This window comes from Methanobrevibacter sp. AbM4 (assembly GCF_000404165.1).
GTDB lineage: Archaea > Methanobacteriota > Methanobacteria > Methanobacteriales > Methanobacteriaceae > Methanarmilla > Methanarmilla boviskoreani.
In genome coordinates this window covers 426,351-439,071 of record NC_021355.1, presented here as the reverse complement: position 1 = coordinate 439,071, position 12,721 = coordinate 426,351, and the positions used below count along the sequence as shown (strand labels likewise).

At 29.4% G+C, this 12,721-nt stretch carries 10 protein-coding genes and 1 tRNA gene; 3 read left to right on the top strand and 8 right to left on the bottom strand.

Annotation, left to right across the window (positions count from 1 at the left end; all coding sequences use genetic code 11):
- Positions 1 to 241: 241 nt before the first annotated feature.
- On the bottom strand, positions 242 to 691 hold the full coding sequence (gene rimI / locus ABM4_RS01805; RefSeq protein ID WP_016357975.1) for a ribosomal protein S18-alanine N-acetyltransferase: 450 nt from the start codon (positions 689 to 691) through the stop codon (positions 242 to 244).
- A gap of 168 nt (positions 692 to 859) precedes the next feature.
- Here rimI and ABM4_RS01800 point away from each other — a divergent pair, with 168 nt between their 5' ends.
- The 3 genes from ABM4_RS01800 (at position 860) to cobK (ending at position 4,874) form a co-directional block, all read left to right on the top strand.
- Positions 860 to 1,264, top strand: a complete 405-nt coding sequence (locus ABM4_RS01800; protein ID WP_016357974.1) for a UPF0146 family protein — start codon at positions 860 to 862, stop codon at positions 1,262 to 1,264.
- 104 nt (positions 1,265 to 1,368) lie between these two features.
- Positions 1,369 to 4,017, top strand: a complete 2,649-nt coding sequence (locus tag ABM4_RS01795; protein ID WP_016357973.1) for a cation-translocating P-type ATPase — start codon at positions 1,369 to 1,371, stop codon at positions 4,015 to 4,017.
- Positions 4,018 to 4,052: 35 nt separating this feature from the next.
- On the top strand, positions 4,053 to 4,874 hold the full coding sequence (cobK, locus tag ABM4_RS01790; RefSeq protein ID WP_016357972.1) for a precorrin-6A reductase: 822 nt from the start codon (positions 4,053 to 4,055) through the stop codon (positions 4,872 to 4,874).
- A gap of 456 nt (positions 4,875 to 5,330) precedes the next feature.
- Here cobK and ABM4_RS01785 read toward each other — a convergent pair whose 3' ends face one another.
- The 7 genes from ABM4_RS01785 to ABM4_RS01755 form a co-directional block, all read right to left on the bottom strand.
- Entirely contained in the window at positions 5,331 to 5,657 is a 327-nt protein-coding gene (locus ABM4_RS01785; protein WP_016357971.1) for a hypothetical protein, read from the bottom strand.
- A 509-nt stretch (positions 5,658 to 6,166) separates the two neighbouring features.
- Positions 6,167 to 6,250, bottom strand: a tRNA-Ser gene (locus tag ABM4_RS01780).
- Positions 6,251 to 6,449: 199 nt separating this feature from the next.
- Positions 6,450 to 6,758 carry a 30S ribosomal protein S10 gene (gene rpsJ / locus ABM4_RS01775; RefSeq protein ID WP_016357970.1) on the bottom strand — a complete coding sequence of 103 codons (309 nt, stop codon included), beginning with the start codon at positions 6,756 to 6,758 and terminating at the stop codon, positions 6,450 to 6,452.
- Positions 6,759 to 6,970: 212 nt separating this feature from the next.
- Positions 6,971 to 8,212 carry a translation elongation factor EF-1 subunit alpha gene (gene tuf, locus ABM4_RS01770; RefSeq protein ID WP_016357969.1) on the bottom strand — a complete coding sequence of 414 codons (1,242 nt, stop codon included), beginning with the start codon at positions 8,210 to 8,212 and terminating at the stop codon, positions 6,971 to 6,973.
- Positions 8,213 to 8,505: 293 nt separating this feature from the next.
- Positions 8,506 to 10,698 (bottom strand): elongation factor EF-2, encoded by a 2,193-nt coding sequence (locus ABM4_RS01765; protein ID WP_016357968.1) that lies wholly within the window; start codon positions 10,696 to 10,698, stop codon positions 8,506 to 8,508.
- 43 nt (positions 10,699 to 10,741) lie between these two features.
- Positions 10,742 to 11,305, bottom strand: coding sequence for a 30S ribosomal protein S7 (locus ABM4_RS01760; protein WP_016357967.1), 564 nt, complete (start codon positions 11,303 to 11,305; stop codon positions 10,742 to 10,744).
- A 5-nt stretch (positions 11,306 to 11,310) separates the two neighbouring features.
- Positions 11,311 to 11,736: a 30S ribosomal protein S12 gene (locus tag ABM4_RS01755; RefSeq protein WP_016357966.1), complete on the bottom strand. Its 426-nt coding sequence runs from the start codon at positions 11,734 to 11,736 to the stop codon at positions 11,311 to 11,313.
- Between the last annotated feature and the right edge of the window lie 985 nt (positions 11,737 to 12,721).

Below are 12,721 nucleotides of genomic sequence, written 5' to 3'. Positions count from 1 at the left end.
TCTATTTTTTAAAAAACTACTTTCCATTATAAAATAAAGAAGATTCTACACACATACTATTTTTAAATAGAAACCAAACCTTCTTTATAAAAAAAACTATTTTCATTATAGATAAAGAAGATTCTACACACTATTATAAAATTAAAAACAAGTTTTAAATAAAAACCAACTTTTTCTATAAAAAAATACTTTCCATCATAAAATAAAAAACATTCTACATAATACTATTTTAAAATTAAAATTAATTGTTAGTTTTATCCTTAAATCTGTAGAACATGATTAATGCAGGATTACCATTCTCATAATAATTAGGTACCTTCCTATCAACCTTAAAGCCAAATTTTTTATAAAACCTTACAGCACCTTCATTTTCAGAATCCACCTCAAGTGAGACATAATCAAGATCACATTCCTTAAGAACCTTAACGGCCTTAGCTAAAAGTCCCCAACCAATACCAATACCTCTATAGTTTTTATCAACTGCAAGGGAAATGATATGACCTTCACCTTCCTGCTTAATCCAAAAGATAATATAACCTACAACATAATCATTAATCTCTGCAACCAAAAAACCAGAACCGATTTTATAGAGTTTCAAAATTATATCATTCCCATAAGTATTTTCAAAGGACATGGCTTCTATTTCATAAATCCTTTTAAAATCCCTTTCTGTAAATTGACGAATTATCATGAAAAATACCCCTATAAAACCTAATCTAATAAAAAAATCTCAATAATTAATTATATATTAATGTTTAAAAAACTTTTCTAAAAAACATACCAATAAATAAACAAAGATTTAAACATTTTAAATATAAATAAAAAAGTATTAAAGAATAATTTTTTTGGAGATACAATAATGTGGAAGGATTTTGGAGAATATATTGCAACTTTCATACCTGATAGAAAGTTTAATGTTGGAGAGGTAGCCATTGGTCACTTCTATTTTGTAAGCGATTATCTCAATAAAAAAGATAATGTGAATATAATCAAGACAGATATTGAACCTTCAAGGGAGGACATAATAAAAGACGACTTGACAAATCCTGATTATGATTTGTATAGAAACCGGGATTTGATATACTCAATAAGACCTCCACATGAATTACAGCCATATATACTTAATTTGGCAAGAAACATTAAAAGCTATTTAATAATCAAACCATTAACCGGCGAAAATTTAAACCCGAAAATAGACATTATGAAAATGAAAAACTATAAAAAAGCTAGTTTCTATGTTTATGATTTTAAAGACAATGAATAAAAAATACCAGTAATTAAAATAATATTAAATAATAAGATAATTAAAGAATATATAGAAATTTATTTAGTTAATCTATTTTTATAAAATCTGTAAAATGGGACATTATGAAAATACAAGATGCAATCTTATCAAAATATGACACAAATTTAGAAGGTCTATCTTTAAACCAGGCCAATGAAAGACAAGCTAAATTTGGTCCAAATGAACTTAAAGAAAAGAAAAAAAAGAGTAAGATCCAAATCTTCCTAATGCAATTTGCAGACATACTTATAATACTTCTTATTCTAGCGGCTATTGCATCATATTTTATTGGAGATATAATAGATTCATTAGTTATCCTCTTTGTTGTTGTATTAAATGCAGTTGTAGGTTATAGACAAGAGTATAAAGCTGAAAAAGCAATGAATGAATTGAAAAATCTCGTAAATAAAAAGGCAGTTGTTAGAAGAAAAGGACAAATATCCAAAATTAATGCAAGAGATCTTACAATTGGAGACATAGTACTTGTTGAAGAGGGAGACAAGATACCTGCAGATCTACTTTTATTAGAAACTACAGAGCTTAAAATAGACGAGTCATCATTAACAGGAGAATCAGAACCAGTAAATAAAACAGCTGAATATAAGGATAATGTTGATTTGGATGTTGAAAATAATATTAATGAAAATATTAGAGACAATCTAGTTTATATGGATTCAAATGTAGTTTCAGGAAGAGGTGTGGGACTTGTATATGCCATTGGAATGGACACCTCTATTGGTAAGATAGCATCAGTCATACAAGAGGAATCACCAGAAACACCACTTCAAGAAAAGGTGGATAAACTTGGAAAAATCCTTGGTTTGATTGCCATAATTACCTGTGTATTTGTGTTCATACTTGAATTCTTTGAAGGAATGGGTCTTGTAGAAAACTTTATGACTGCTGTTGCACTTGCAGTAGCTGCAGTTCCAGAGGGATTACCTGCAGTATTGACTTTAACCCTTGCCCTTGGAATGGAAGAGATGGCAAAATCCAATGGAATCATTAGAAGATTACTTGCCGTTGAAACTCTTGGAAGTTGTAATATCATATGTACAGATAAAACAGGAACACTTACCCTTAATCAAATGACTGTAAGGGAAAGTGAAATCTATTCAAACAAAACATATGAAGGAGCATATCTTTGTAATAATGCTGTAATCAAAGAAGGTAAATTAATTGGAGATTCTACTGATGGCGCAGCTTTACAGTTTGCAGAGGAATCTGATTATAAAACAGAAAACCTAAAAGAAAGATATCCTCGTATTAAGGAAATCCCACTTACAAGTGATAGAAAAAGAATGACCACAATTCACAGTATTAATGATGATACTGAGACAAACGATATCCTAAAGCAAATAAAAACCATTGAAGGTAAAGAGTTTGACTTAAGTGATAAAAAATTAATAGCATTTACAAAAGGTGCACCTGAAATCATACTTGCAACCTGTAAATACATAGACAACAATGGTAAAATTGAAAAGATTACCAAAGAAACACGAAGTAGGATTAATAAATCAACTAAATACATGACCCAGTCAGCATTAAGAGTCTTAGCCATTGGATATAGGATTATAGATGATAAAGAACTTACCGAGGATAAGAATAATCTAACAGAGGACAATGTTGAAAAGAAATTCATCTTTAGCGGACTTATTGGAATAATGGATCCACCTAAAAAAGAGGCGAAAGAGGCTATTAAAAAATGTAAGACTGCTGGAATCAAGGTAATAATGATTACAGGAGACCATAAAGATACCGCTGCAGCCATAGCTTCCGAACTTGAAATATTAACCGACGGCAAAATATTAACGGGTGATGAGTTAAATAGATTAAGCAATGAGGAATACCTGGCTATTGCAGATGACATTCAAGTTTATGCAAGGGTTTATCCGGAACAAAAACTAAGAATTGTTGAGAGTTTAAAATCAAAAGGCAATGTGGTTTCAATGACTGGTGATGGTGTAAATGATGCGCCAGCACTTAAAAAAGCATCCATTGGAGTGGCAATGGGTAATGGAACCGACGTTGCAAAAGAATCCTCTGATATGATTTTACAAGACAATAATTTTGCAACCATTGTAAAGGCAATAGAAGAGGGACGTAAAATATTTGACAATATCAAAAGGTTTGTGAAATTCCAGGTATCCACCAATGTAGGTGCAATACTCACCATTGTTGGAGCAACAATAATAGACATACCATTACCATTTAATGCCATACAGATCCTTTGGATCAACATTATAATGGACGGACCGCCTGCACAGTCACTTGGAATGGAAGGGGCAGAGAAAAACATTATGGAAAGAAAACCTGAAAATGGTGATATTCTAGAGAGAAAAGACTATATAAGAATATTAATCTCAGGTATTGTAATGGCCATAGGTACCTTGGGAGTATTTATTTATGAATTAAATACAAATACCCACCTTGGAACCAAATCATGTCTTGAAAAATCCATGACCGTTGCATTTACACTGTTTGTTGTATACCAATTATTTAGTGCATACTGCAATAGGTCCGACTCTGAAGAGAAAAACAGATATTTTGCCTTTGCAATGCTGCTTTCCCTCATACTCCAGATATGTGTAATATATATTGGACCCCTTCAAAAAATATTCAAAACAGCATCTATTGGAATAATGGATTGGATTTTAATATTTGCTGTAGCGGCTACCATATTTGTAGCGGAATTTATAATGAGAAAAACATTACTTAAAAAGAGTATTTAATAAAAATACTCTAAAACTTTTTTTAGATGATTTATATGAAAATTTTCATAGTTGGCGGAACAAAAGAATCCATAGATATAATTGAATTTTTGAAGGAAAGATATCCTGAGATTTCAATTGTTACAAGTACCACTACAGAGTATGGTGGAAATATCGCTAAAAATGCTGGAAGCGATAAGGTTATTACAAGACCCCTTCCGAAAGAAGACCTAATACAAGTTATAAATGGGGAAAAGATTGACCTATTAGTTGATGCAAGCCATCCATTTGCAGAACATATTACAAACACACTATGTTCCATTGTTGATGAGATGAAAATACCATTTATTAGGTTTGAAAGGGAACCGATGTATATTGAGGATATGGAAAACATAAATCTTAGTAATGTCTATCATGTAGATTCATTTGAAGACGGAGGATTATTAATTAAAAATAATTTTACAGAAGGAAATATACTCCACCTTGGAGGAATCAACACTGCAAGTGATGTTCTAAAATATGTTTCAAAAGATAGATTCTACATAAGGGTCCTTAAGGTAAAATCTTCAATGGACAAATGCAAGGAACTTGGAATTATAGAGGATCACATTTTTCCAATGACTGCAAGTAAAAATAAAGATAAGAAAATCCACATAAATGAAAACTTAGAATTATTTAAAAAAGTAGATGCAAAGATAATTCTTACAAAGGAAAGTGGAGACACCGGTGGATTTAAGGAGAAAATCATTGCAGCTGACCGATTAGGAATTAAAATGATTATTATAGATAGACCCCATATAAAAGGTTTAGATGATAAAATACAGGTAAGCAACCTTGAGGATTTTGATAGAGAATTAAATAGATTATTAAATCTCTAATCAATATTTTTAATAAAAAATAATCTATTTTTTAAAAGACTTAATAAAATGGAATAATAAAATAAAATTAAATTTTTAATTCTAATAATTTTAATAAAACACCTATTTTAGAATATTTAATAAAACTAATAATCCATAAATTTAATTAATAAACCTATTAATAAAAAACTTATTTTTAAAAAAAATTAATAAAATAAATAAAAATCAATATTTTGATATTATATAAATTTAATTTAAACAATTAATTGAAATAATAAATTATTTTCCACTAATTTTTAAAATAATGATAAAAGAAAGAGATCCATCACTATTTAATAAAATAAAGAATAAAAATAGTAAAATAAACCATCCCAATAATTATTAGATAGATTCAAGAATAGAATTAGAAAATGCTTAAGAAATCTTGTTTTATATAAATAGTTTTTGAAGATAAAAAAAAATTAAAAAAGGAAGGTTTCATATCTTGGATATGTAATTAATATTAAAGTTTAAGCTTTCATCTTCAACTCTTCTTAATCTTTGACGATTATGTAGTTCTTCACTTAACTCACCATGAGACAAATGATCATTTTTCTCAATACTAACATCTGAGATAGAACCAGGATTATTTAAAAAAGTAGAATAAGAAATATCGCTACCTGGTGAGTCCATTACCAAATGTTTATCATGTACATCTACAGCATTTACTGAGGATATTAAAATCATTAAAAACAGGAACCCCAATGAGGATGCTGCAAATGAAGATTTACTAAAATTCATATTATTTTCAATAGTTTCAAACATACAATTAATTTTATGGTGAACTTTATATATAAATGTTATGATTTTACTGATTAGTTAAATATCAAAATTAAAATATTATATTTAAATATTCATAAAAAATATAAAAAATATATACAGTTTAACAAACTTCCAAATATTTGGAAAATGAATCAAGTATCGGGTAAAAGCATATTTTCATAAATGAAATTCATTGAATTAAATTAAAAGTAAATGAGAATAAAACAATATCCGATAGATTTTAAAATGAATCATTACAGGAGTTTTAAAAATAGTTATATAAAAAAAGAAACTCTGTTTATAGAAGTATGAAGATGTATATTTAGATAGCAAATATATGGAAAAACACCGTTTTTTAAAAATCATTGAACAAATTGGAAATGGAATGATCTGAATAAAACAATAGAAAATCCCATAAAATGTATGAGTACATTAAACAAGAAAAAATAGATTATCTAAAAAAAGGTAAAAACCTAATTAAAATATTATAAAAAAATCATGAAAAAGAATAACGCCGAGACTGGGATTTGAACCCAGGCGGAGAAAGCTCCACAGGATTTCAAGTCCTGCGCCTTACCAGACTAGACTATCTCGGCACACAAATAAAAAATATATTAAAAAACTATTACAAGTTAAATATAAAAGTATACATAAATTTGTATTTTAATATATAAAAATATAACTATTTTTCTTTAAAACAAATACAGTATACACTAATTTTATAAATGAATAATATTAACAAATTTACTAAAAATAGCTTAAATATAAGCTAAAAAATTAAAAAAAATTAATTATTTAGCTTTTAAGCTCAATTTCAATACTTACATTATCAGGTACGTTGACCTTCATAACTTGTCTCATAGCCCTTTCGTCAGCATCAATACTGACTAAACGTTTGTGGATACGGAGTTCCCATCTTTCCCAAGATGCTTTTCCTTCACCATCTGGAGATTTCCTAGTAGGAACTACTAATTTTTTAGTTGGAAGTGGGATAGGACCAGAAAGGTCTACACCAGTTCTTTCAGCGATTTTTTTAATTTGATCACAAACATAAGCAAGTTTTTCTGGATCTGTACCAGTAAGTTTAATTCTAGCTTGACTCATTAATTTTCCTCCAAAAAATAAACGAAAAAATAATAGTTAATAAGGAAACTTCTAAGAAAAAAATCCGAAATTCTCCATAAAAAAGAAAAAATCAAATTAAAAACAACAATTCAATAATATTTATGAAAAATTTATAAAAAATAAATAATCAAATTAAGTTTTAAAAACTTAAAATGATTTTTTAAATACTTAAAAGTTCTAGATTATTAAATCTATTTAGCTGGTTCAATACCAATACATAAACCTGCAGCAACAGTTTGACCCATATCACGAATAGCGAATCTACCCATTTGAGGGATTTCTCTAGCGTTTTCAATTACCATAGGTTTGGTTGGTCTAACTTTTACAATAGCTGCGTTACCGGTTTTTAAGAAGTCAGGGTTTTCTTCATCAACTTGACCAGTAGCAGGGTTTAATTTTTTAGATAATTCCATGAAAGTACATGCAATTTGTGCAGTGTGACAGTGGAAAACAGGAGTGTATCCTACGGTGATTACACCAGGGTGTTGTAAAACAACAATTTGTGCATCAAAGGTTTTTGCTACGGTAGGAGCAGAATCAACATGTCCAGCTACGTCTCCTCTTCTGATATCGTTTTTACCTACACCTCTTACATTGAAACCGATGTTGTCTCCAGGTTCAGCTGAAGGCATGTTTTCGTGGTGTTCTTCGATAGATTTAACTTCTCCGCTTGCTCCGGAAGGTTCGAAGATAACGTTTTCACCTTGTTTCATAATACCGGTTTCTACTCTACCTACAGGTACAGTACCTACACCAGTAATTGAGTATACATCTTGAACAGGAATTCTTAATGGTTTGTCAATTGGTTTAGGTGGTACAACAAGTTTGTCTAATGCAGGGATTAAAGCGTCTCCTTTGTACCATGGAGTGTTACTACTGTTTTCTTTAATGTTGTCTCCTTCAAATGCAGAGATAGGGATGAAAGGAGTTTCACTAGGTTTGTAACCGATAGATTTAATTAAAGCTGAAACAGCATCTTTAACTTCATTATATTTATCTTCTGAGTAATCTACAACATCCATTTTGTTAATAGCAATAATGAGTTGGTTAATACCTAAAGTTTTTGATAAGAAAATGTGTTCTTTGGTTTGAGGCATTACACCATCATCAGCAGCTACTACAAGTACAGCTGCATCTGCTTGGGAAGCACCAGTGATCATGTTTTTAACGAAATCTCTGTGTCCTGGGCAGTCTACAACAGTATAATCATATTTATCGGTGGAGAATTTTTGGTGAGCTAAATCGATAGTTACTCCTCTTTCTCTTTCTTCACCTAATTTATCCATAACAAATCTAAATTTGTTTTCTCCATCATCTAATTGTTGTTCAGCGATTGCTCCAGCTTTTAATAATAAATGTCCAACTAAAGTGGATTTACCATGATCAACGTGTCCAATAAATGCTAAGTTTAAATGTTCTTTTTGTTTTGCCATTATAATTGACCTCCAATATATATTATAATCATTAGTTTTAGCTTATCAATATAGCATAATATAAAATTGTACTTTCAAATATAAAAAGATAATGATTTTTTGCAAAATTTTTTCATATCTTTCATTAAGTTTGAAAGAATTAAGTTTTCAAAAATTAATAAACCTGATAATATTTTATAAAATCAAATTTAAAATTTAAGTTTTGAATCAATTAACATATAAATTTAATTCGAAAATTTAAAAATAAAATAAAATAAATTAAATTAGATTATTTTATTTATTTAAAATCAGATCTATTCTAAGTAATGATCTGGACCATAAGGTTCTTCAGATAATCCTTTTCTTTGTCTGATTTCTTTAATAATATTTCTTTGTAATTCATTAGGTAATCTTTCGAATCCAGAGTTTTCAGTAGACCATAAACATCTACCTTCTGCAGCTGAACGAATATCACCAGCGAATCCAAACATTTCAGCAACAGGTACTTTAGATTCAATAGTAACCATATCGTTATGTTGTTGCATATCTACAATAGTACCTCTTCTGTTTTGAACTTCCCTAGTACAAGATCCCATGTAGTCTTGTGGAACATTAATGAATACTTTTTGCATAGGTTCAAGTAAGGTAGGTTTAGCTAACATCATAGAACCATAGATAGCTTTTCTGATAGCTGGTAATACTTGTGCTGGTCCTCTGTGAACAGCATCTTCGTGAAGTTTTGCATCGACTAATTTGAATTTTAATCCCATACAGATTTCATCTGCAATAGGACCTTTGTCCATAGCTGATTCGAAACCTTCAAGTAATAATTCTTTAACTTCATCTAAGTATTGAATACCACGAGTCATGTTAATGAACATACTTTTACTATATACATCCCATACTCTTCTAGCTTCTTCTTTTTCCATTCCATATTCCATAAATTCATTTGCTGCTTCTTTACCTTTAACTCTTCCTTCTTTAAGGTCACCAGCTTGGTAAGCTGCAAATAATTCAGGTTCCATAGGTTCAACTTCAAGATAGAATCTATTATGTTTGTTAGGAGATTTTCCTTCAACAGGTCCTGCTTTACCTGCAACGGTTTCTCTGTATACAACAATAGGTTCGGAAGTTGTGATTTCTACACCTTTTTCATTGATTCTGTAAGAAATAACTTCTAAGTGAAGTTCTCCCATACCAGATACTAAGTGTTCACCGGTTTCTTCATTAATTTCAACTTTAATAGTAGGATCTTCTTTAGCTACTTGTCTTAAAACCTCAATTAATTTTGGTAAATCTTTAGTATTTTTAGCTTCAACTGCAACAGTAACTACTGGTTCTGAAATATGATCTAATCCTTCAAATTCTACAATATGAGTATCAGGTGAACAAATAGTTTCCCCTGCAATAGCTCCACGAGCTCCAGCAATGTATACAATGTTACCTACAGGAACGTCATCAGTGTTAACTCTTTCTGGTCCGAAGTAAACACCTACTTGTTGAACTCTACTTTTACTGTGAGAACCAACTAAATATACTTCAGTACCTTTTGAAATGGTACCACCATATACTCTTCCGGTTGCAATTTCCCCTGCATGTTTATCAACAGATACATTAGTAACCATTACTGCAAGTGGTCCGTTTGGATCACATGAAATCATACCTTTACCTTCAGGACTTTCAAGATCTCCATCCCAGATATGAGGTACCCTGTATTCCTGGGATTCTTTTGGAGATGGTAAGTGTTCTACTACCATACTTAATAATACTTCAGATATAGGTACTTTTTTAGCTAATTCTTTTTGTTTATCTTCATTACAGTAATCAATGATATCTTTAAAGGTAATTCCTGTTTTTTGCATCATAGGAACATTAATAGCCCAGTTGTGATAAGCTGAACCAAATGCTACACTTCCATTTGCAACATCTGCTTTCCATTCATCAACTTTATCTTCAGGAGCCATGTTCTTGATTAACTTATTTACTTCTGCAATGATTTTTACAAATCTGTTTTGTAATTCTTCAGGAGTTAATTTTAATTCGTTGATTAATCTGTCAACTTTGTTAATGAATAAAACAGGTTTAACATGTTCTTTTAAAGATTGTCTAAGTACAGTTTCAGTTTGAGGCATTACACCTTCAACAGCACAAACAACTACAACAGAACCGTCTACTGCTCTCATAGCACGAGTTACGTCTCCACCGAAATCAACGTGTCCAGGTGTATCAATTAAGTTGATTAAGTATTCTTGACCTTTGAATTCATGAACCATAGATACGTTTGCTGCATCAATAGTAATACCACGAGCTTGTTCTTGTTCATCGAAATCTAAAAATCTTTGATCTCCTGCAAGATCTTCAGAAATCATACCTGCACCTGCTAAAAGGTTATCAGATAAGGTAGTTTTACCGTGATCAATGTGTGCAACAATACCAATATTCCTAATTTGGTCAGGTTTATACATCAAATCCTTAATTTTTTCAATCATTTTTGAACGTCTACTCAAAATAATCACCTATATGATATAAAACATAATATTAGCTTTAAGCTTAGTGAGCTGCTTTAGCTACTCTTTCTTTTTCTTCTTTTTTCTGGATAGCAAAACTTCTTGAATCTTCGTTAGAAGCAAGGAGTAATTCATTTGCTAAACATTCACCTGCAGATTTTCTATTTTTAAATGCAGATCTGTAGGTACCATTAGTGATGAAACCTAATGATAAATCTACTCTCCTTTGTGGTGAAATATCTACAGCTACTTGGTAACCAATACCACCATATTTAATACGAGTAGTCTCTTCACGAGGTGCAGTGTTTTCTACTGCAGTAACTAAAATTTGTACTGGATTCTTTTTAGTTTTCTCATTAATGATATCTAAAGCTTCTTTGACAATATTATAAGCTTTATTCTTTTTACCAGAGTTAACATGTGATTTCATGATTTTATTCATTAATCTTTCAACAATAGAAACTTTGGATTTTGCGAATTGTCTTTTTACATGTCTACCTGAAGTATGAGGTACATCATTTTCTTCTAAACAGATGTAATTTACTAAACCTAAATCACTGACTTCCACTTCAGATAAATCCCATTTATCAAATAATAAATTAGCCATAGTATTCACCTTACTGGTTTTTCAATTTTACCTGATACCATTTCAGATAATGCAACATTGTTTACTTTAGATACTTTCCAACGAACTCCAGGAATATCACCCATGGATCTTCCTGATGGTCCTCCAATACCTTCAATCATTACTTCATCGTGTTCATCGATAAATCCAATTGCTCCATCTCCTGGTGCAAAAGCAGTTAATTGTTTACCGTTTTTAATTAATTGAACACGTACACATTTACGAATAGCAGAGTTAGGCTGTTTTGCTTCGATACCTACTTTTTCAATAACAATTCCTCTAGCTTGAGGAGCTCCTTCAAGAGGATCAGCTTTAACATCTAAACGTAATGCTTTTCTTTTATAGTCTACATCTTTCCACTTAAAATTTTGTCTATTCTTTTTAAGCTTACCTGCTGCAAAAAGTCCTGGCATTATATTTCCCTCTTTAAATTTTTTAGTAATTTTATAATAATAGAATAAACTAATTAATTAAAAATCCACCGCTGCGATTTACATTATACTGATGATTTATAATGCAATCTAAATTTTTAAATTAAATAGAATCATCATAAGACAAATAAATCAATTATTTTTGATATTTATCTGATAGATAAAGCCAATTAAGATAAAAAATAATATTCTATAGCAAAAAGCACACATAGCTATAGGTCTATGTTCTAAATAAATACAATAATCCTTAAAAACATGAAAAAAATAGTTTTAAGAAAAAAACAACATAGAGATATATTTAGCAATATCTATTAGTATAATCTATAAACTTCAATACATATAAATGTAATGTTTATCATTAAGAAATAGAAAAAAATTTTATGATTTAAAAATTTTTAGAACCAATAAAAAAGTCAGGAAAATAATAAAATTACCATATAATATTATATATTATTAATATAATGTTTCCTATTTTTAAATGTATCCTAAAAGGTTTTATAAAAAAAATCTTATAAAAATAATAGAATTAGTTAAATAAGAAACAAACAATAGTTATTAAGTTGTTTTTATTAAAACTGGAAAATGATTAACAGATAATTAAATATACCATCAATTCATCAAGTTTAAGTGTTAAACTTAATATAAACGATGTAGATAAAGAACTATTAAAAATTACAATAGAAAAATAATACAATATTAAAAATTTTATAAAAAAGATAAAAAAAATTTAATTTGTATGATAAATCATCTTAAAACAATGGTTTTAAATAGCTAGCATAGAAAAAATACCATTTAAACATTCTTAATTAAAAAAATAAAGTATTCCAACCAGATATTTTATTATTTAATAAAGCAGACAATACTTTTTTTATTGAAGAAAACTGTAAAAAATGTTTATATATTGACAAATGAACTCTTTTTAAGCTAAATAAAGGAATATTTAGGCATTTTTATAAATGGAAATTTT